At 67.1% G+C, this 19,887-nt stretch carries 13 protein-coding genes and 3 pseudogenes; 7 read left to right on the top strand and 9 right to left on the bottom strand.

Going from position 1 to position 19,887, the window contains the following annotated elements:
* Window positions 1–83: 83 nt before the first annotated feature.
* The gene (locus AC1P0E_RS33385) at window positions 84–380 is read left to right on the top strand and encodes a hypothetical protein (protein WP_482746216.1); all 297 of its coding nucleotides are present in this window, start codon (window positions 84–86) and stop codon (window positions 378–380) included.
* Window positions 381–418: 38 nt separating this feature from the next.
* On the opposite strand, the gene AC1P0E_RS33380 is transcribed toward AC1P0E_RS33385, so the two are convergent.
* The 3 genes from AC1P0E_RS33380 to AC1P0E_RS33370 form a co-directional block, all read right to left on the bottom strand.
* The gene (locus tag AC1P0E_RS33380) at window positions 419–772 is read right to left on the bottom strand and encodes a hypothetical protein (RefSeq protein WP_482746314.1); all 354 of its coding nucleotides are present in this window, start codon (window positions 770–772) and stop codon (window positions 419–421) included.
* Window positions 773–1,202: 430 nt separating this feature from the next.
* Entirely contained in the window at window positions 1,203–2,333 is a 1,131-nt protein-coding gene (locus AC1P0E_RS33375; protein WP_482746215.1) for a ParB/RepB/Spo0J family partition protein, read from the bottom strand.
* Window positions 2,330–3,580 (bottom strand): ParA family protein, encoded by a 1,251-nt coding sequence (locus AC1P0E_RS33370; protein ID WP_482746214.1) that lies wholly within the window; start codon window positions 3,578–3,580, stop codon window positions 2,330–2,332. Before AC1P0E_RS33370 ends, AC1P0E_RS33375 begins: the two co-directional genes overlap by 4 nt.
* A 1,027-nt stretch (window positions 3,581–4,607) precedes the next feature.
* Here AC1P0E_RS33370 and AC1P0E_RS33365 point away from each other — a divergent pair.
* Together AC1P0E_RS33365 and AC1P0E_RS33360 are read left to right on the top strand one after the other, a co-directional pair.
* Window positions 4,608–5,246, top strand: coding sequence for a dihydrofolate reductase family protein (locus AC1P0E_RS33365; protein WP_482746213.1), 639 nt, complete (start codon window positions 4,608–4,610; stop codon window positions 5,244–5,246).
* Between the two features lie 1,515 nt (window positions 5,247–6,761).
* The gene (locus AC1P0E_RS33360) at window positions 6,762–7,304 is read left to right on the top strand and encodes a hypothetical protein (protein WP_482746212.1); all 543 of its coding nucleotides are present in this window, start codon (window positions 6,762–6,764) and stop codon (window positions 7,302–7,304) included.
* A gap of 30 nt (window positions 7,305–7,334) precedes the next feature.
* Here the strand turns inward: AC1P0E_RS33360 and AC1P0E_RS33355 are convergent.
* The 3 genes and pseudogenes from AC1P0E_RS33355 to AC1P0E_RS33345 all read right to left on the bottom strand — a co-directional run bounded on the left by AC1P0E_RS33355 (window position 7,335) and on the right by AC1P0E_RS33345 (window position 10,082).
* A pseudogene (locus AC1P0E_RS33355) lies at window positions 7,335–7,998 on the bottom strand (hypothetical protein).
* A 241-nt stretch (window positions 7,999–8,239) separates the two neighbouring features.
* Entirely contained in the window at window positions 8,240–8,674 is a 435-nt protein-coding gene (locus AC1P0E_RS33350; protein ID WP_482746211.1) for a hypothetical protein, read from the bottom strand.
* A gap of 952 nt (window positions 8,675–9,626) precedes the next feature.
* Window positions 9,627–10,082, bottom strand: a complete 456-nt coding sequence (locus tag AC1P0E_RS33345; RefSeq protein WP_482746210.1) for an Lrp/AsnC family transcriptional regulator — start codon at window positions 10,080–10,082, stop codon at window positions 9,627–9,629.
* A gap of 123 nt (window positions 10,083–10,205) precedes the next feature.
* Here AC1P0E_RS33345 and AC1P0E_RS33340 point away from each other — a divergent pair, with 123 nt between their 5' ends.
* From AC1P0E_RS33340 to AC1P0E_RS33330, 3 genes and pseudogenes are all read left to right on the top strand, one after another.
* A complete protein-coding gene (locus AC1P0E_RS33340; RefSeq protein WP_482746209.1) occupies window positions 10,206–10,751 on the top strand; it encodes an RBBP9/YdeN family alpha/beta hydrolase in 546 nt (181 codons plus the stop codon).
* A gap of 280 nt (window positions 10,752–11,031) precedes the next feature.
* Window positions 11,032–11,421, top strand: a pseudogene (locus AC1P0E_RS33335) (integrase core domain-containing protein); the annotation flags it as partial.
* A gap of 656 nt (window positions 11,422–12,077) precedes the next feature.
* Window positions 12,078–12,494, top strand: a complete 417-nt coding sequence (locus AC1P0E_RS33330; RefSeq protein WP_482746208.1) for a hypothetical protein — start codon at window positions 12,078–12,080, stop codon at window positions 12,492–12,494.
* On the opposite strand, the gene AC1P0E_RS33325 is transcribed toward AC1P0E_RS33330, so the two are convergent.
* The 3 genes from AC1P0E_RS33325 to AC1P0E_RS33315 form a co-directional block, all read right to left on the bottom strand.
* On the bottom strand, window positions 12,491–12,901 hold the full coding sequence (locus tag AC1P0E_RS33325; protein ID WP_482746207.1) for a DUF6262 family protein: 411 nt from the start codon (window positions 12,899–12,901) through the stop codon (window positions 12,491–12,493). The genes AC1P0E_RS33330 and AC1P0E_RS33325 overlap by 4 nt on opposite strands.
* The gene (locus AC1P0E_RS33320) at window positions 12,891–14,798 is read right to left on the bottom strand and encodes a tyrosine-type recombinase/integrase (protein WP_482746206.1); all 1,908 of its coding nucleotides are present in this window, start codon (window positions 14,796–14,798) and stop codon (window positions 12,891–12,893) included. The genes AC1P0E_RS33325 and AC1P0E_RS33320 overlap by 11 nt, the downstream gene beginning before the upstream one ends.
* Before the next feature lie 417 nt (window positions 14,799–15,215).
* The gene (locus AC1P0E_RS33315; protein WP_482746205.1) at window positions 15,216–16,304 is read right to left on the bottom strand and encodes a tyrosine-type recombinase/integrase; all 1,089 of its coding nucleotides are present in this window, start codon (window positions 16,302–16,304) and stop codon (window positions 15,216–15,218) included.
* Between the two features lie 117 nt (window positions 16,305–16,421).
* Between AC1P0E_RS33315 and AC1P0E_RS33310 the strand changes: the two are divergent.
* Window positions 16,422–19,569: pseudogene (locus AC1P0E_RS33310) on the top strand (Tn3 family transposase).
* Window positions 19,570–19,887 lie beyond the last annotated feature (318 nt).

The following is a 19,887-nucleotide window of genomic DNA, read 5'->3' as shown; positions in this document are numbered from 1 at the left end:
GGGGCGCTGCCTTCGGATCAGGGCTGCTTCGTGAGTGGAAGGTCATCGATACGGCTTCGCTGCTCAGGCTGGAGGAGCGGGCAGTGCGATCTCGGTTCAGCCAGCGGTTGGACCCGGCGTGGGTGGTAGATAATGCGGCGCCCGATGGATCTCGCTACCTGTGGCTGGCCTTGTGGCGCGGTTTGTCTCATCGCCCAGCCATCCCGCGTCATCTGCGGCGCGAGTTGCTGATCACGCTTCGTGCGGAGGTGCAGGTGATTGATCTTCTGGACCTGCTTCCTGCCGAGTTCAACACGCTACCGAGGGCTGCCACGCCCAGGGAAGGCATGCAGGTGAGGCAGCTTTGGACGATGTTCCATCGGACCGGGAATGGCTACTGAGGGAAGGGGATGGCTCCTGGAGCCAGGCGTGTGGACGCTCACACAATTCCCAGGCGTCGCGCCTCGGCTACACGTAATTCCCTACCAGGATGGGCCGCTCGGTGACGCCTGAGCTCGATAATGTTGGACTGCGGTCTGGTCAGACGGCTACACGAGTGGGCACAGCGTCCGCACGTCCGTAGGCGAGCACTTGGGCGAGGACTTCTCGGAACAGGACGATGTCTTCGGCTGGCGCCTCTATGAGGGCCTCGATTTCGCTGTCGTTCAACCGCAAGTCTTCCAGGGCCCTCGGGGTTGAGCGAGACGCGGAGCACGTTGCCCGTCAGGACGGCTTCGCGCACGCAGCCATATGCTGTCCCCTGTTCGGCTGTGACCAGGCAGTGTGTGTCCATCCCCAGGGCGACCTCTTGATCATCAGGGTCTTCTTCTCCTGCCATGAACACCAAGATGAAGCCGCTTCCGTCCTCGGCCTCGGCAAGGGCAGCTTCGGTGAAATAGCCGCCAGAGTCGATCTCTGTTCTGGCTGCGCGAGCGGTGAATCGGTACGTCATAACGGGCTTCACCAGCGCGTCCAGCTGAGGCATGAGGCAGGGGCGGGCTCCGACGCTCCACCTGCACTAGGACGTAGCGACCGCGACGCCGACATCGAGATTCCCTGGGGGAATCGTGAACTTCTGGCTGGGGAATTGCGCGAGCGGCCACAAGGCGTAACAGGCCCGCAGTACAACAGGGGTATGCCCCCGACAGAGCGCCACCTTCAAGGGGTTTCACGTTGTTCGGGGGCAACAGGGATACCCGGCCTGATCGGGCACTGCTGCCGTCTCAGGCCGTTGCAGCTTCAGCTCGTTCCGCTTCTCGGACGGTGACCAGCCGCTGGAGTAGTTTCTCCCGCTCCACCGAGTTCATCTTGTGCAGCACTAGTGCAGCGACCTCGTAGCCGTCGTGCCAGGGCATCCGGATGACCGGTTCCTGCGGTGGGGCGCCTGCCTGCGCAGTTGTCGGCTGTGCGTCTCGAGGACCGGGTAGGTCGTCTGTCGCCAGCCGCTGGACGTCCGTCGTGGAGGTATCACGGCGTGATAGCTCTGCAAGTGACGCAGGCGCATCAGACCGTGATCGCTCTACATCGAGTGTCGGGCTATCACGCCGTGATGGGTCGGGGTCGGGTGCCGGGTTATCACGCCGTGATGGGTCGGGGTCGGGTGCCGGATTATCACGCCGTGATAGGTCGCTGGTTTTGGCGCGCTTGCGTTCACTGGCAGCCGCGCGTGCGTCTGCTTGCTGGATCTGCTCCGCTGCGGTCAGCTTCGACAGGTTGCGTACGTGCTCGATCTTGCGGCGGCCCTCGAGAAGGTCGGCCTGCAGTTGCGGATCGAGGTCCAGGACGGACAGCTTCGAGGAAATGGTGGACTGAGCCATGCCGAGCCTCTTGGCTGCCTTGCTCTGGGAGCCATAGAAATCAACCAGCGTACGGAGGGCTTGCGCCTGCTCGAGCGGGCTCATGTCGTCACGGTGCACATTGGCGACGAACGCGGCTTCCAGCAGGGACTCGTCTGTAGAGACACGCGCGTTGTCGACACTGACTCGGATCGTCGTGACGCCCGCGAGTCGAGCTGCCTCGAGTCGGCGGTGCCCGTCGACAACGATGTAGCGCGTGCCGGCTTCAATGTCGGCCGCGCGGTCCGGGCGCTCCTGGAGGTAGGCGTCGACGGAAGCGATGGTGATCGCGTTGACGAGTCCGATTTCGCGGATGCTGTCCGCGAGGCTCTCCAGGTCGCGGAGTTCCTCTCGAGGGTTGTCCGGGTTCCGACTGATCTGGCTGAGGGGCAGCTCGGTGGGGTCAGGAACCCCGACTGTAGGTGCTGCCGTTGCCGCGCCGATCGCGGCGCGGCGGGCGCTGACGGGGCGGGCCTGGCCGAACGACGCGCCGGCTCCGAGGTTCTTTGCTTTGCTCACTTGCTGATCTCCCGGGCGAGGGCGCGCAGAGCGACGGACTGTTCGCAGCGGGGGGCATAGGCGAGAAGGGGGCGCTTCACACGGACGGCTTCCTTCTGTTCCTTGAGATCACCGATGACACCGACTACGCGGGGATCCTTTATTTCCATCCAGGACTGGAGGGAGGAGGTAGCGATGTAGCCGCGGCGGGCGTCGTAGTGGTTGACGACGATGCCGAGATAGTCGAGGTCGAGCGCCAGGTCGGTGCGCATGTCTTCGATCTGTGAGGTGAGCAGGTCGTAGGCATCGGCGCTGCTGTCTTCTGCCTGGACGACGATCAGGACGCCGGAGTTGCCAGGGACTTCCTCCGGGCGGCGCCGGCCGTAGTAAGTAGCGGCGTCCATGCTCAGACCGAGGCTGGGTGGGCAGTCGACAAGGATGACGTCGTAGTCGGCTTCGATGGGTGCGAGGGCACGCTCCAGGGCGGCTTCGCGGGCGCGGACCGAGGCCAGGCGCACATCGAGCAGGAACGCGTCGGTGCACGCCGGTAGAAGGTGCAGGTCTCCCCCGAAGCGTTCCTCGTCGATGCTGACGATGACGTCCCGCAGCTCGCCCTTGGCGTCGCCAGCCATGTGGTTAGTGAGGCTGTCGCCGGTCATGGGCAGCGGCTCCTGGCCGAGTTGCTTGGTCAGGTGCCCCTGGGGGTCAAAGTCGACCAGCAGGACGCGCTGGCCGAGGCCAGGCAAGTCTTCGAGCGTCAGCGGGTCGTTGTCCTCATTGCCGTCGTCCTCGAGGAGAGCCGCGAAGTGCTTGGACACGCGGACCGGCACGAGAGCGTCAGGGCTTTCAGCGAGGGCCTCACCAGCGCCGGCGGTAATGGCGGTCTTGCCGACACCGCCCTTCTGGTTGCAGACGACGATGCGGCGCACAATGGCCGGTCGTTTCACGGCCGGACCGGGGTTGCTGTCCAGCCACACCTGCACGGACTGGGCGAGGCCCTGGATGAGGGACACTCCGCGGTCCTTGCAGTCGGCGCGGAAGCCGGCCCACTGGGTGCCCGGCAGGAAGGTCGCGAAGGATTCGGCGCCGGAGGTGTCGATGGGGGAGAGGTTGGATCCGAGGCCGCGCCAAGTGGTGATGCCGTTGTCTACGGCGTCCTGGATGTCGATGCCGAGCTGCGCTGCTCGTACCTTCAGCTCCTGGCGGAGCCGGGAGGGGAGCTTGGAGACGACCTTCTCCCGGTCGCCCCTGGTGTCAGGTGATGTCATAGTGCGTCACTCTACTAACGCGGGAGATCCTTTGGTGCATCGACACGTTAGCTATCTGACTTTGCTGGCCACCTGGGTTATCACGGCGTGATAGGTCCGTCGTCTCTCGATCTTGGGTATTGACCTGTCTCGCTGAAGGTGGGCCAGTCTCGGTCTATCTGAGTCATCTGGTCTTGCGTCCCGGTCGACCTGGGCCATCTACCGATCCGTCTCGCTCTTTCTGAGCCACTGCCGTGCCCGGCTCCCTATGGTCGTCGTACGTGGTCAGCGCCGGGTGGGGGTGGCTGGTGGAGGCTGAGGACTTCTCGCTGGAGTACGTCGACGGTCGTGGTGAGCTGCACAGCGGGCCGTTTGAGGCGATGTGGTCGACACGTTTCGAGGCTGCCGGGCAGGTGCGGACGTTCCCGTCGTACCGGGGCCAGCGCAACTTTCCCGGCTGGTACTGGGCTGCTACCAGTGGCGAGTTGGTGGGCTACGAGTCGTGGGTGGAGCTCGGTCATCTGATGCGGCTGGACTCCGAGCCGGACGTGGTGGCCGTCACGTCACAGCCGTTCCGGCTCTCATGGCGGCCTGGTGACCAGGCCCGGACTTCCGGGCCTTCCACGCCGAATTCATCCGGCGGCTCCCCAACGAGAGTTCCCTCCGCACCAGCGCCAAGCCGTGGTTCATCCATCAACTCCGCGTGATCGCGCACACCATCGAGGCAGTGGCGGCCCTCGGCGGTGACAACCCGAAGGGCAACTTAGCTGTGCTGTCGCATGAGGTTGGTGCCCCGCCGACTGGCACTCCCTGCGGTATCAGTCCCGGCGTGCGACGACGGCCCACCGGGAGGACTGAGCGGGGCCGTCTTGGTGGCGCGGGCGGACTGCTCGTCGGCGTCGCCCCGCCCGCGCCGCGAACTCGGCGCCGGGGCGCGGTGCCGGGCACCAGTAGGGCCCGCCGAAAGATGTGCGCGGGGATGTCGATCCAGGCAGGCTCTGTACGACGCAGGGGTGAGAGAACGACATCAACACGAGAGGTGAAGGCCATGCCCAAGGTCCGCGTACACAACGTAACGATCTCCCTCGACGGCTTCGCGGCCGGCGCGAACCAGCGACTGGACGCCCCATTCGGCGACGGCGTCGGCTGGGGTGACGACCTGCACAGCTGGTTCGTCTCCGCGACGGAAGATTCCGCCGCGGGGAAGACCGGAATCGATGTCGACTACTTCGCCCGCGGCGATCAGAACATCGGCGCCACGATCATGGGGCGGAACATGTTCGGGCCGCAGCGCGGGCCGTGGGAGGACGAGTCCTGGAAGGGCTGGTGGGGCGACAACCCGCCCTACCACCACGGCGTTTTCGTGCACACCCACCATCTGCGCCCGACGCTGGAGATGGCCGGCGGAACAACCTTCCACTTCACCGACGAGCCGCTGGAGACGGTGCTCCAGCGCGCGTTCGACGCCGCAGGCGGCAAAGACGTCCGGATCGGCGGGGGCGCGGCGGTCATCCAGCAGTATCTGCGCGCCGGGCTGATCGACGAGCTCCACCTGGTGATCGCGCCGATGCTCATCGGGCGCGGGGAGCGGCTGCTCGACAATCTGGGTGAGGGGATTGACGGCTACCGGGTGTCCGAGCTGGTTGGCTCGCCGACCGTCATGCACGCGGTGCTGGTCCGCCGCTGACGCGCGGGGTCAGGGTTCGCCGGGGTGGGTGTGCTGCCGCGCCCGCCTCGGTGGTTCGTCGTCGTGGTCTTGGACCTCGTCGCTGTTCGGCGGGCAGTCGGCCGGCGCCGTCGGCGTACGGGCTCAATGGGTGTGCGGGGGCCGGCCCCGTGTGAGGGTGGGGCCGGCCGTTCGGTCGGGGCGCTGGTGCCCGGACATCCGGCAGCGACTACCGCGTCACCTTCGACCAAGCGCCGGAACCACTCGAGACCCTCCCGCAGTAACTGGCGTTCGATGACTTCGTGGAACCAACCTCCTGAGACACCACACTTAAGCTCCTGACAGCCCAGGTTGAGCGAGACGACCTCAGCCACTACGTCTCGCTCGTGAGCCACGGCTGGTCAGAGAGCTGGAATGGCTCAGATCCATCGAGACGGGTCACGATCTTGGGTATCACGGCGTGATAGCCGCGCGAACAAGCAAGGCAAGGAGGCTGATCACATCGTGAGCGCATGGTCCCTGCTGGGTGGCCAAGCGCCGAGCTGCGCGTGACGCGCGAAGCGGAGACCCGGGGGAGGGTTATCACGGCGTGATAGGTCCGTCGGCTCGGTCGCGTTGCGCAGGAGCCAGTGCCGGGCTCCAATACCCGGGCTGAACTGTTCCTCTCAGGCAAACCTCGGCCAACTGGCCGTTGCTTCGTGCGGTGCCTCGGCAGTTGTGCCAGGTTCCAACGCCGATGAGCGGGTTGGGAGACATGGCGAGCTTCTGGCATGAGGCCCTCGGCGCAGCGCCAGTTGCACCTGCACCTCGCTGAGGCGTCACACCCCAGAAGGCACCGTCCTCTCACAAGGGAACAGGCTTCACAGCGTTGGTTACCCGCGAGGGGCATCCGAGGGGGCTGGCCGCGGCCTCTCCTGCATGGAGACGACTGCACAAAGGGGTGACAAAGACGTGCTGGCCCTCGCTACCCGATGTCCATTGATCGTTCATCGCGCCAAGAGACGCGGCTGTGACATCCGGCGCCAGGTTGAACGAGGGGACTGTGCAGTTCATCTCTCCCAGCCTGGCCCCTACTGGTCGAAGCGTCTTTGCGGTTCACGTCCGCCAGGACTCGCAGGCCGCCGCGTCCCGCCGCCGGGTATCACGCCGTGATAGCTCCGTAGGCGAGGAACAAGAGCGCCTCGGTGACTGCGGTGCGCTGCGCCACAGCCTGGCCACGTCGAATGTCTGGTCAGCGTGGGCTCGATGTGCTCCCTAGGCGCTTGGGCCCGACCGCGCCGTTAACACCAGCAGCCAGGCATCAAGGACGCGAACGGCGCCAACTAGTATTACGGCCTCCTGAAGGCGGCTGGCTCGCCGTAAAGGCGGAGAAGGCCTTCACTCGGGGAGCGGGTCCAGGGCCGGAGTCGATGTGGATCCTTGCCGCCCTAGCGACACGCCGACGGGTACCGGCTGAGGTGCCAGTAGCGTCCGTTCCATGATCGCCCTCGATGCCCTCGTCCGTCTCTGCCCGCCGCCCGCCGATTCGCCACCGCGGTGGACTGGGCGCAGGCCGAGCGTGCCCTGGGTGCGGCTTTGCCCGCTGCCTACAAGCAGCTCGTCGAGACATACGGCGACGGCATCTTCGACGACGCAATCTGGCTACTCGTCCCCGACTCCGCCTACAGCGACTGCGACCTGCACGCGCAAACGACGGAATGGGACGAGATCTTGGCCGACCTGTGGGAGTTCGAGGCGAAGCCTGCCGGCCCGCGCGAGGCGGGGGCTCGAGTCCTGCCGTGGGCATTCGAGGAGGGCACGGGGGCCTTCCCGTACTGGCTGGCGAGGCCTGGCCAGCATCCCAACGAGTGGACCGTGCTCTACAACAAGGGCCGCGGCCCACTGTGGGAGGACCACGACCTGGGGTGCTTGGCCTTCTTGCTGGCGGTGCTCACAGGAACGGCGGAGACGGAGTACTTCGGCAATCTCTACGACGTGCTGAAGCCGACTGAGCACCGCTTCGCGACAGCCGACCAGACCCTCGGACCCCCCGCCGCTGACGCCGTCCGAGCTCCGTACCTGGCCAGTCCGGCCAAGTAGCCGCTCAGATCCGGCGGCGCCGGCGAGCTGTCAGCCGCCGCGGAGGCCCCACTCGCCAAGGCCGCCGTAGACGTGAGCTTCGAGGCACTGAGGGGCGTCAAAACCGACGGCCTTGCCACGGTAGAGGGCGAGCAGCGAGTCCTTGCCCCGCCACCAGGTGTCGGTCAAGCCCTGCACTTCGGGCACAGGCTCGTACCCGCCGAGGTCCAGGGACTCGACGGCCTTGCCGGTGACCTTAGTGATGGTCCTGGCCCAACGTCCCGCGTGGGCAGCCAGCGCCAACGATTCGACCCATCCGTCTGTGCTGGCGTGCAGTGGTGTCCAGCGGTAAGCGTCGATACTGAACGCGCCGTCGGGGCCGATCATGAATCCGTAAGCCATGGACACCCGGCCGCTCCCGGCCGGGAAGCACCAGCCCTCTGCGGCCGAGCCCTCAGGGCAGTCGGCGTCCAGGATGCGCGGGCCGCCCTCGTAGAACGGGGCCGGCGGCAGGGCAATCCCACCCCCAGCGGTCCTGGAAGTCTGCGGCCCGGTCGATCTCCGCAGCAGGGATCCCGTGCCCGATCCACGCGTCAAGGTGACGCCGGATGCCTTGCCGAGGGACACGGATGCCGTCCACCTCGACGAACCTCTGGGCCCTGCGGCTCAGGCCGACAGGGGTGATCGGGATCGGCAATACGGAGTTACCGGCCATCACCGTTGCTCGTTGCTGCTGGAGGGGAGACAGGTCATGGCGATGGAGCCTAGCGACAGGCTCCGGCACCACCTCAGCCGGAGCCCCTCGTGGCCGCTGCCCTGCGGGCCGCTATAACGCTCACCCCGGGCCGTCCAGAACCGGCCAACTAGGGCGCTCAATTCGGAAGCCTCTGACCGGCACAGATGCGTGGGATGCTAACGGCCCGAGGGCTGCGGGCCCCGCTCATCCAGTCGGCCGGCTACAGGGGCGCGGCGCGGAAAAGGGCCAGGAGGGTCTGGGCCGGCGGGGTGTCCGCGTCAAAGAATTGCGTGCCCAGCGTGGGTGGCACGGCCGTTCCGTGCATGCGGACCTCGTGGCACCTGAAACAGAAGGCCACCTCGAACAGCGTCAGGTCGAGGGAGTCCTCGTACGCCCGGGCGCTCCAGCCTGGCGAGAAGCCGCAGCGGTGCTGCTCACTACCCGGCAGGTTCTCGATCAAGGTCAGAGCGTCGGCTGCCTCGCTCTCGGCCCAGTGGGCCACCGCCCTGCCGGGATATGTGGCGCCCTGCTTGCTCGGGAGAGCGGAGATCCTTACGACCTCGATCAGCACGGTGGCGGCAACGGCTTCGGCGGGGAGCTGCACACAGTCTGCCCGCAGGGCCGGCAGCCAGCTCAGGCATGCCGTGAGAGGCAATCTGCCGCGCGAAGGCCCAGAGCACCGGGCCCCAATAGGCCCGCTAAGTCTCATCAACTGAGAAGCTGTCACTCATACGGAGCACTCAACGCCGTTTCGGGCGGGCGAGATTGGCTGTGCGGCGATCTGGCGGCCCGCCAGGTGCTCCAGGATCGCCCCACACCAGCTACTTGGAGATCGGCCGTCTAATCCGCCTTTCTGGGGGTCGCTTTTAAGGCGAGATGCGCAATCTGTCCGTTTCACACATCGACTCAGGCGGGAGCGGCTTCTCTTGCCAGGGTCACCGAGCAGGAAGTACCGCCCTTTGCCGACCCCCGAAGTTACTCCCAGTCGCTTCGGGGCGGGCAGATCATCGGTGCGGCCCGCCCCGGTTCGTGCGCGACGAGCCGGGGCTGCTACTCATGGCAGACAGCAAGCGCTTAACCCTTAGCCGGGTTAAGCCCCGAACGCAAAGGAGTCCTGGCCTCTGGTGAGAAACCAGAGGCCAGGACCCTATGCCCAGCGTCGGTCCGGGAGAGTTCGGGGCCGCCGCGCGCCGGGTGTCAGTCACAGGGTGGCGGCGAGCGCAGACTTGTGCTCCTGGCGGTGCTTGGCCGCCTCAGGGTCAGCCAGGACGCGCACGGAGTGTGGCTGGCCGACCGGGCCGTGGACGCTGCACCGGACTTGGTAGCTGTGGCGGCCGGTGCAGCCGAACTCGGGTCCCGGACGGCCGGAGGGCTTCACCAGGTGCTCGCAGAGGGTTTGGCCAGCGTGGAGCGGTTCCACTTTCACGATGATGCGGGCCGAAGCACGCGCATTCCCGCGTGCGGTCGTTCTTCAACTCGCGCGTGGATCGCGTCTCTGAAGGGTCCCGCGCGCGAGTTCGCTTCCTGGGCAGGCCGGACGTCCCGTGCCCAACCCCGGCATTCCCGGACCTTTAGCGATGTTGCCTTGACTACCTAGGTGTTGCGGGTCAGGACGTTGTTGACGGTGCTGTTGGCAACGACTTTGGCGGGTAGCTGCGCAGGACGAGTGAGGTGGTGACCGGTCCGTAACGGGCGAGGGAGTCTACGACCTGTTCAAGGCGTTCGGCGTGAGAACAGTGCACGTCGAGCAGCAGGCAGTCCTCGCCAGTCACGCGGAGGGTCGAGACGATCTCGGGTGTCTTGGTGGCAAGGGTGAGTGCTTGGGACAGCTGCGCGTGGGTGGTGCGTAGCCGGACGATGGCGTGGATGTTCAATCCGACTGCGGCTGGGGCGATGACGGCACGGTAGCTGGTGATGATCCCGTTCTTCTCCAGGCGTTGGATGCGGGCGCTGGCTGCTGGCTGAGACAGCCCGACGCGGCGTCCGACTTCGGCTCCGGTGAGCCGGCCGTCGGTCTGGAGCAGTTCCAAGATGGCACGGTCGATCTCGTCGAGTGATTCCATCGTTGTCACCCCCACTTTCTTTGAGATCACTTGCTGAGCCCGATCGTTGCCGCTGATCCATCGAGAATCACCCCAGAGCGACCCCGCGATGTGTGGTGGCCACGATTGGAAGGGCGGTAGGCCATGGTCACGTACGTCATCATCCCTGGGATCGACGGATCGGATGAGCGGCACTGGCAGAGCTTGTGGGAGAAGCGATGGGGGCCCTCAGCGGTCCGGATCGCACCGGCCTCGTGGAGCAGGCCGGACCTGCCGGACTGGGTTGCCGCAATCCAGGCTGCCTACGAGATCGCTTCCCGGCGTGATAACCAGGTGGCGTTGGTGGCTCACAGCCTTGGCTGCTGGGCAGCTGCGCACTGGCTGGAGCAGGCGCGACCCGACACGGTGGCGGCGTTCCTGGTCGCGCCTCCCAATCCCCAGGGACCGGCGTTCCCACGTGAGGCCGCATCGACGTTCCTGGGCCTGTCCGCTCGCCCTTTGCCGTGCCCGAGCCTGATGGTGGCCAGCGACGACGACCCCTACTGCGACCCGACGACGTCCGCCTCCTTCGCGCACGAGTGGCAGGCGCAAGGCCACCTCATCGCAGGCCACGGCCACATCAATTCCGACAGCGACCTCGGTGACTGGCAGGCGGGCTTGGAACTCCTTCGCACGCTCGTCGACCGCTGAGATGACCGATCCGACACGGAGGCCCTCCGCGTCGACGCCTACCCTCACCCTGCTCAGAAAGCCCGTGCATGTTGCATCGCAATGCCCCACTGTCTCCTGAAGGGCGGCGCCGTCTGATCGACCGCTGCCGGAACCGCCCGATCGCCCACGTCGCCTCAGAGATGGGGATCTTTCGCGCGTGCGCGTCGAAGTAGGTCAACCGCTTCCGCCGCCATGGTGACCTCGGCCTCCTGGACCGCTTCTCAGCGCCCCACCGGCAACCCACAGCAACTGATGGCCAGACGAAGAGGCCGCGACCGCCGTCGGATTCCTCCACCGCGCCCACGCGTGGTACGCCACCCACGGCATCACCCGCATCGAACGCATCGTCACCGACAACGGCGCCTGCTACCGAGCCGACGCCTTCGCCCGCGCACTACTCGGATCCCGGCATCAACGAACCGCGCCCTACACACCACGCCACAACGGCAAGGTGGAGCGGTACAACCGGATCCTCGCCGAGGAGTTCCTCTACGCCCGCACCTGGCTCTCAGAGCAGCAGCGCACCGAGGCTCTCAAGGTCTGGAACATCCACTACAACTACCACCGGCCCCACAGTGCTACCGGAGGCCAACCGCCAGCAGACCGGCTCCGAATAGGCGTAACCAACGTCTTGGCCTCCCAGACCTAGCCCTCGCTTCTGCTGGGTCCTTGGTTGTGGCATCCAGGCAATTCCAACAGCATGGCGAACCTGTCGTGGGGCATGGTGCTGGCCTACGCGGTGGAGAAGACCGCAAAGAGCCACCCGGGTCTGGTGCGGTAGCGGTGCGGCGTGAAGTACGACCACCGGGGCCCGCCGGATCGCGGCTGGAGCGATCCGGGTGGAGACGACGTTGAAGACCGTCCAGCGGACCTGATCAACGTTGCGCTGGAGAGGTGCTCCAGGCCGACGAATATTCGACCCAGGAGCGGGCCGTGATTCTGGAGCTGTACGAGGCGTACCTGGACGTCGACTTCACCACGCTGCACGGTGACGACTACGGCCCCGGGGATCAATCGAACCGTGGTTGGCGCTGAGATTGATCATGGCCGTTTAGCACAGCTCCGGGTTGCGGCGTCAGGTTTCTCTGGAAGCCCGGTGGGCCCGGATGGCGGGTGGCTACCGTCCGCCGGGTGCCGGTGGAATTTCTGACTGATGAGCAGGCCGTTATCTGGATTTCCTGCGCTCGGCTGGCGTGATGAGCTGGTCCTTTGTGTGGCTGACAGTGTCAGCCACCTCTCCTAGAGTTGCTCAGTGTCAACGGAGCCGATCCGGCTGGCACCGCACGCATGGGAGGCCCCACCCGCATGACCACCTCGTCGTCCGAGCGACCCCTCACCTACGCTGAAGACCTCCGGCCCGAGGACGTTCACACCCTGGAGACGTTCCTCAACGTCCAGTTGGGGCGGGTGTACGAGGAGGTCGGCGAGACTGGTGAGACGTCCTTCGCGATGCGGTCTCTGCTCATCCTGGTCTGCGACTCGGCCGGGCTCCTGCACACGCTGCTCGCGGTGGAGCGGCCGGAGACGTGGCAGCGGGCCGCGATCGTGCGCGAGTGGCAGCGGCTACGCAGTACGGCCCACGAGTTCAACCACTGCGAGGGCTATGACCATGACCGCTGGTGGAACCAGGTACGGCACTTCGACGCCGCCGACGAGACCGCCGAACAGGACCGGATTCGCCGCTTCGCCGATGTCGGGCCGTACCCCGAGACTGGTCACTAACCGCGTGGGGCGGGGATGCCTCGTCGAAGGTCCCGGAGCTGACCGAGGGCCACGGCAAGTTCGTTGCGGAGCCGTTCGTTCTCCTCGTTCAGTTTCCGGTTGGCGTCCCGCAGCGCTCGCACCACCGTTTCGTGTGACTTAGTGGTAATCCGCTGGTGGTCTGGCAGGGCCGGTCGTCCCGTGGCGGGTTGCTTGCTCGCGAGGTCGCGCAGCCTGGCCAGCAGCAGGGCCTGGGCGTCGTCGTAGAGAAAAGTGCGGGATACCCTGGCCCGGGAGGCGACCCCGGCGACGGTGACCGGGCCGCCATCGCGCTTCAGGCTGTTCAGGACTGCTTGGACGCGTTCGATGCAGTCCAGACGGCGCTGTTGAGCGGCTTCGGCCAAATGTGCCGAGTTGTCAGCCCGCATCAGATGCCCTCTCAGTCTCCTGGCGGACGGCTTCGCTGCCGGCCGGTGACGGGGACAACTCGTCGTGTTCCTGGTCGGTGATGCTCGCGATGACATGCTCGACGGCGGTGGCCAGTCGCTCGTTGACACCGGCAGCGCGAGGACGCTCCGCTGCCGTGGCGCTGATCTGCAGTTCGCGTGTGCGGGCGAGGGTATCGCGGTGGACCGGCAGGAACTGCCGATCGGTTTGGAAGTCTTCGCAGAAGTAGCAGCCGTCGGCGGCGGTCTTGGGGCAGGGACGCGCGATGTGCCGTCCGCACCAGCCGCCGGCCACCGCGTGGAGCCGACGCCCGATCTTCTCGGCGAGCCACTCGACGCCGGACAGGTCGGCGTCGCGTCGGACCTTGACGGCCTCGCCCTTGAGGTTGAAGCGGACCTCGTACTTCTCCTCGTACTCACGGCGAAGCGTGTCGTCCGCGATGCGTGAGTAGTGCTCCTGCATCTCCCAGGAGGTGTGTCCGAGGACTTCACGGATGGTGCGTCCGGACACGCCCGCGTTCGCCATTCTCGTGCCCAGGGTGTGCCGGAACTGGTGCCAGTTGACGATGGCGGCGTCACCGTTGGAGTCGATGAGGCGAATGCGCTTCAGCCAGGCGTCGAAGCGGGTGTCGACCCGTGCCGTAGGGCATCGGATACTTCCCATCCGGGTTGCCGCTGACCTTGGGGAACAGCCAGTGGCAGCCGTCGCTGAAGCGTTCCCGGACGCGTCCGTGCTGCCCGCGGATAGCGTCCACCACCACGCGTGAGGCGGGGATGGCGCGGACTTGTCTTTGCTCTTGTAGTGGACCAGGGCCCAGCGGCCCGACGGGGTCTTCTTCAGACAGTCGGTCTTCAAAGTGAGTGCCTCGCCGATGCGGAGCCCCTCGTCGCGGCAGATCAACACCAGCGTGCGGGTCTCGGGATCGAGTAAGGCGAGGTTCTCCTCGGACTCGATCTGCTCCATCAGGTACTCGTCGATGAAGTTGGCCTTCAGCCCACGCTGGCGCGGGTACTCGTCCCGATGGATCCGGGCATCCGGCGGCAGCACGGGCTGCCAGCCGTAGCGGCGCCACGTTTCGAGCATGGTGGAGATCACCGACAACAGGCGGATGCGGCTGCCGGGGCTCACCGGCAGCCCGTAGTGAGGGCCCTTCTTCTCTACCGTCCTGCGGCCGACCCAGCCGATGTACGACTCCAGCAACGAACGGTCCAGGACTGCCGGGTCGTTCTGCTGGTCGGGGCGGCTTTCGGCGATGAACCGGGAGAAGACAACGATGTCGTGGATGTTGCGCGCGACCGAGCGCAGTTCCGTGCGCGCGAGCCGCAGCCGCATGTAGCGCTTGGTCCTCTCCCGTAGCCAGGGTTGGGGGATGCCGGTGAAGTCCAGTGGGGCGACCTGCTGCCGTTCCTCGATGCTGTAGCCGAGGCGTTCCGGACGCCACACGTCCCTGTCCCACTCCTCAGCGGGGCCGTCCAGGTCACCGAGGGCTTCCAGAAGGTCCGTGAAGAGCTGCGGAACGGTGGTGTGGTTGAGGGACAACTGGCGCCAGTAGGAGGCAGGTTGGTCGCGTACCGAAGTGGCGCCCTCGGCGATGACGGTGTTCACCGCGCGGACCCAGGAACTAGGAACCACCTTCGACCGGCGTTGGTCGGTGCGGACCTGGAGCAGGTACTGGAACTCCAACGCCACGAGCGGTGGGAGACCTGCGACGGAGAAGCTCGGGGTGGCGCGGCGCTCCAGTTCGGCGCGCAACTCCGGCAGGGGCGGCCGTCCGACCTTGGTCCAGCGGTAGTGGTGTCCGTCGCACAGATCGTGACGGCTGATCTCGTAACCGCAGCCCGCGAAGCCGCACCGCCCGGCAGCCGGACGTGAGAGCACCTCTGCCGCAGCCGCGTACTGTCGGACGCCGATGCTCTGGCCGCGTGAGTGTAGACCGTTACAACCGGATAGGTGCAGGTCGCACAGGCGCGACAGGCCCCCGGAATAGGGGCATCCGGCGACCAGGCACGAAGCCACGTCCAGGCTCAGCCCGGCCGGCCTGTTTGCCGGGTCCGATCCATGCCTCGCGTTCGGGGCGCCCGGCCTTGCGCCAGGCCACGTCATGATCGGCGCACAAGCCCCGGGAGGCGTTCTTCCTCAAGCACGTGGTGATCCTGCACGGGGTCGGGGCCAGGAAGTGTCCGGCCGGAGGGACGAACCGTTCGCCCCGGAACTCTGGCCGCACCACACGCAGAAGGGCGGCGGTTCGCGGGTCCGTGGGAAACGGGACAACGACGGCCATGCGGCTGTCGGCGCTCACCGGGCGCCCCGGAAGCCGACACGGTCCAGCTCTTCGGCCAGGTCGTCCGCGTCCAGATGGCCGTAGGTGTCTGCCGTGGTGTGGACCGAGCTATGCGTGAGCAACTCACTGGCCACCTCAAGCCGCACGCACGCCCGCAAAAGCGCGGTGGCATGAGTGTGCCGGAAGAGATGTGGATGGAAGTCGACTCCCGCCCGACGGCGCAGCCGCTTGACCAGGCTCATCGCCGCCCAGTACTTCATCGGTGCACCGACCGTCCCGTTCCACAGGTTCACGAACACGTAGTCGCAGTCCAGCTCGCCGTACTCGGCGAACAGGTAGTCGGTGTAGAGGTCGAGCAACGTCTGCCGGACCGGGATCTTCTTGGGATCCCGGCTCTTGCCGCGTGCCCGGTTGGCGTTGTTGTCCCGGGGCCGCAACGTCAGGGTCCGCCGGTCCGTGTCGATGTCCTCGTGCCGCAGCCCCAGCGCCTGCCCGATCCGGCAGCCGGTCTCGAACATCAAGGCCATCAGCAGGCGGTCCCTCAGTCGCTCACAGGCGTCCAAAACCTGCTGCACCTCGGCATCCGACAGAGTCCCGGGCCGCCGCTTGACCTGCTTCAGCCGGGTCGGCCGTCCGGTGACCTGGCGCTCGGCGATGCCAGCCAGGAAGCCACCGTGGTCGCCGATCGAGGTCGCCCGGCGATGCGTCAGCTGGGCGCCCATACCGACACCGCGGCGGGCGAGGAACTCGTAGAACATGTAGACGCTGTTCAGCGCGCGGTTCACCGTCGACGCCTCGCGGGCCGGCCCCTCATCGGTATCCGCCAGCCGCAGCCGTCCGGGCTGGACCGGGCGCCGCAGCCACCCGGCGAACTGATCCACCTGTTCAGGGGACGCGGCCAGCAGATCGACGCCCAGGAGCTGCAGGAAGTCCAGCCACGCCTTCAGGTCGAAGGCCCAGGCGCGAAGGGTGTTCGGCGAGTGCTCCCGGTCGGTACACAGTGCAAGGTAGTCGTCCACCGGCTCGACGACCCGCCCCTCATCGTCCACGACTGCGTACGTCTCCTGCCGCACCCCGGCCCCCACGACCCGTCGCACGTACATCCCGGCCCCCAGTGGATCGATCCCTCGGATGGAGCAACGACCGTCGCGGACAACGGTCACGAGCAAGTGTCAGCGACGGGGACAGGTACCCCGTTGGGCACCACGTGGCGTACGTCGCTGACACCGTCGGACCGGGTACAGATAAAAGCGGCGGCGTACGGACGGTTCGTGGAGGAGCCGACGCGGCCGGAGCTGGAGCGGTTCTTCTTCTTGGACGACGTGGACCGGGACCTGATCGCGTTGCGCCGTACGACGGCGCACCAACTGGGCTTCGCGGTGCAGATGTGCACCGTCCGGTACGTCGGCCGGTTCCTGGTGGACGATCCGCTGGACGTGCCGTGGCCGGTCATCGAGCACCTGGCCGCGCAGTTGCAGATCGAGGACGCGTCGGCGGTGAAGCGGTACACGGAGCGGGCGAAGACGGCGTACGAGCACGCGTGGGAGATCCGGGACGCCTACGGCTACCACCCCGTTCGAGGACGGGGAGTGGGGCCGGAAGTTCCGCGCGTTCCTGCACGGACGGGCGTGGACGGGCGCCGAGGGGCCGGTGGCTCTGTTCAACCAGGCGGTGGGCTGGCTGCGGCGCCACCGGGTGCTGCTGCCGGGCGTGAGTGTGCTGGCCAAGCAGGTCGCTTCCGTGCGCTAGGTCGCGGAGAAGCGGCTGTACGCGACGGTGGCGGGTGCTGCGCGGCGGGCGGACGCGTCGCTGTCGGCCGATCTGGTGGCGCTGCTCGGGGTGCCGGAGGGGCGTCGCATCTCGGAGCTGGAGCGGCTGCGCCGGCCGCCGACGCGGACGACGGGCGCGAGCCTGGCGAAGGTGTTGGAGCGGGTGGATGAGATCTCGGCGTTCCGGCTGGGCCGGGTGAAGCTGGACAAGGTGCCGCCGAACCGGCTGGCGACGCTGGCGCGGGTCGGCCTGCAGTCGAAGGCGCCGATCCTGGAGCGCACGCCGGAGCCGAAGCGCACGGCGCTGCTGACGTCGGTGGTGCGGCACCTGGAGGCGTCCGCGATCGACGACGCGCTGGATCTGTTCTCGGTGCTGATGCAGGTGCAGCTGATTAGCGCCGCGCGGCGGGCGACGGACCGGGACTGGCTCGCGGCCCGCCTCGCATGGCGAAGTCGGCGCGGATGCTCGACGGAGTGTTCCGGCTGTGGAGCGAGCAGTTGGACCTGCTCACCGCGAGCGGCGCCGACCTGGACGCGGGCGCGATGTGGCGGGCGCTGGAGACGGAGATCGGGCCGCGCGAGGAAGTGATGGCCGCCTCGGCGCTGCTGGGAGAGCTGATCGGGCCCGCGGACGAGGAGGCCGAGGCGGAGATGCGGCGCCTGCTGGCCACCCGATACAACACGGTCCGCCCCTTCCTGTCGCTGCTCGGGGAGTCTCCCGCGCTGGGCGCGGCCTCCGGCGGCAAGTGGATCTTGGAGGCGGTGAAGCGGCTCCCGGCACTGGCCCGGCGGAAGGTGAAGGCCAAGCCGCTACTGCCCCGTGAGATCGACGCCAAGCTGGTGCCGGCGGCCTGGAAGAAGGCGGTGTACTCCAACCCGGACCTGCCCGAGGGCGCGGTGGACCGACGCGTACGTGGTGTGCGTGCTGGAGCAGCTGTTCCGCGCGCTGAACCGGCGCGACGTGTTCGCCTCACCGTCAAACCGGTGGGCGGACCCGCGGGCGCGGCTGCTGGACGGCAAGCAGTGGGAGGCCGTCTCCGAGGACGTACTGCACGGCCTGAGCCTGGACGAGCCGGTCGCCGAACACCTGGCCGGGCGGGTGCGGGCCCTGGACGCGGCCTGGCAGCTGATGGCCGAACGACTGGAGGAGGCTGGACAGGACGCGAAGCTCAGCTTCGAGGTCCAGCCCAACGGCCGGTTGAAGCTGAACGTCGACCGGCTCGGCGCGCTCGGCGAGAGCGAGTCCCTGAAGTGGCTGCGCAAGACCACCGCGAAGATGCTCCCGAAGATCGACCTGCCGGACCTGCTGTTCGAGGTCGATTCCTGGACCGGATTCCTGGACGCCTTTGTGCACCTCGGGGACGGTCGTACCCGGATGGAGAACCTGAAGACATCCCTGGTCGCGCCGCTGGTGAGCGAGGCGTGCAACATCGGCTACACCCCCGTCATCGACGCCGACGACGAGGCACTCACCCGGGCCCGGCTGGTCCACGTCGACCAGTACTACCTGCGCGCCGACACTATCGCCGCGGTGAACGCGAAGCTGATCGAAGCCCAGGGGCGGGTGCCGATCGTGGAGCACTGGGGCGACGGTCTGCTTGCGTCCGTCGACGGGCTGCGGTTCGTGGTGCCCAAGCGAACCATCAACGCCGGTCCGTCGCCGAAGTACTACCACTTGAAACGGGGCATCACTTGGCTCAACGCCGTGAACGACCAGGTAGCGGGCATCGGGCAGATGGTCGTGCCCGACACCCCGCGCGATTCCCTGCACATCCTGGACACCCTGCTGAACCTGGACGCCGGGGTGAAGCCGGACATGGTGGCCACCGACAACGCCTCCTATTCCGACATGGTGTTCGGCCTGTTCTCCCTGCTCGGCTACAACTTCTCGCCCCGCTTCCGCGACCTGGCCGACCAGAGGTTCTGGCGGGCGGAGCTGCCCGGGGTGGAGACCGGTGGGTACGGGCCGTTGGAGCCGCTGGCCTGCAACAAGGTGAATCTGAACAAGGTGATCACGCACTGGCCGGACATGCTCCGGGTGGTCGGCTCCCTGGTCACCGGGCAGGTCCGCGCGTACGACCTGCTGCGGACGTTCGGCCGCGAGGGACGTCCCACCCCGCTGGGCACCGCGTTCGCCGAGTACGGGCGGATCGCCAAGACTCTGCACCTGCTACGGGTGGTCGACCCGGTCGACGACACCTACCGGCGGCAGATGAACCGGCAGCTCACCGTGCAGGAGTTCCGCCACAAGCTCGCCCGCGACATCTGCCACGGCAAGCGCGGGCAGATCATGCAGGCGTACAAGACGGACCAGGAGGACCAGCTCGGCGCGGGTCTCGTGCTCAATGCCGCCGTACTGTGGACGACCCGCTATCTCGACGCCGCAGTCGAGGAGTTGCAGGCCCTGCCCGCCGAGGAGCGCGAGCACGATGTCCTGGACGAACACGTCGCCCGCGTCTCCCCGCTCAAGCACGCCAACCTCAACGTGCTCGGCCGCTACAGCTTCCGCGCCTCCACCCCGGTCGACGGCGGCCTGCGCCCGCTGCGCGACCCGGGGGCCGGCGGTCTCGACGAGGACGATGACGGCGTAGAACAGTGATCGACTGAGTCAGACAGAGGGCGGACGCGTCGCCCCGCCGGACAGTGTGCCGGCGTCGAAGTGCCGTCCTTGGCAACTCGGACCTGGGCGGAGGACCATGGTGACGTGTCGGCCCAGCCGTCGACCGGCGATCGTTATCTAGGTGCCCGATGATGCAGGTCAGCATCGAGCAAGCAGTAAACGGCAGGTTAGGCAAGTTGTTCGCGCACAGCTCGGCACCGGCCGCTGTGGGGCCGAGGCGTCGAAGACCGGGCAGATGCCTGACGGCCGTTGCGCGTTCTGCCCTCGATTCAAAGTCTGCCGAGGCGGTTCGGTGAG

It is taken from the genome of Streptomyces sp. TRD_SC_5 (assembly GCF_056836825.1).
Note: the sequence above shows the minus strand (reverse complement) of the source record. Positions and strands in the feature narration are given on the sequence as shown.

Excerpts from the sequence above, each read along its gene's own strand:
- AC1P0E_RS33380 (WP_482746314.1), bottom strand. The coding sequence starts at position 772 with ATGGACACACACTGCCTGGTCACAGCCGAACAGGGGACAGCATATGGC.
- AC1P0E_RS33370 (WP_482746214.1), bottom strand. The coding sequence starts at position 3,580 with ATGACATCACCTGACACCAGGGGCGACCGGGAGAAGGTCGTCTCCAAG.
- AC1P0E_RS33365 (WP_482746213.1), top strand. The coding sequence starts at position 4,608 with ATGCCCAAGGTCCGCGTACACAACGTAACGATCTCCCTCGACGGCTTC.
- AC1P0E_RS33345 (WP_482746210.1), bottom strand. The coding sequence starts at position 10,082 with ATGGAATCACTCGACGAGATCGACCGTGCCATCTTGGAACTGCTCCAG.
- AC1P0E_RS33340 (WP_482746209.1), top strand. The coding sequence starts at position 10,206 with ATGGTCACGTACGTCATCATCCCTGGGATCGACGGATCGGATGAGCGG.
- AC1P0E_RS33330 (WP_482746208.1), top strand. The coding sequence starts at position 12,078 with ATGACCACCTCGTCGTCCGAGCGACCCCTCACCTACGCTGAAGACCTC.
- AC1P0E_RS33325 (WP_482746207.1), bottom strand. The coding sequence starts at position 12,901 with ATGCGGGCTGACAACTCGGCACATTTGGCCGAAGCCGCTCAACAGCGC.
- AC1P0E_RS33315 (WP_482746205.1), bottom strand. The coding sequence starts at position 16,304 with ATGTACGTGCGACGGGTCGTGGGGGCCGGGGTGCGGCAGGAGACGTAC.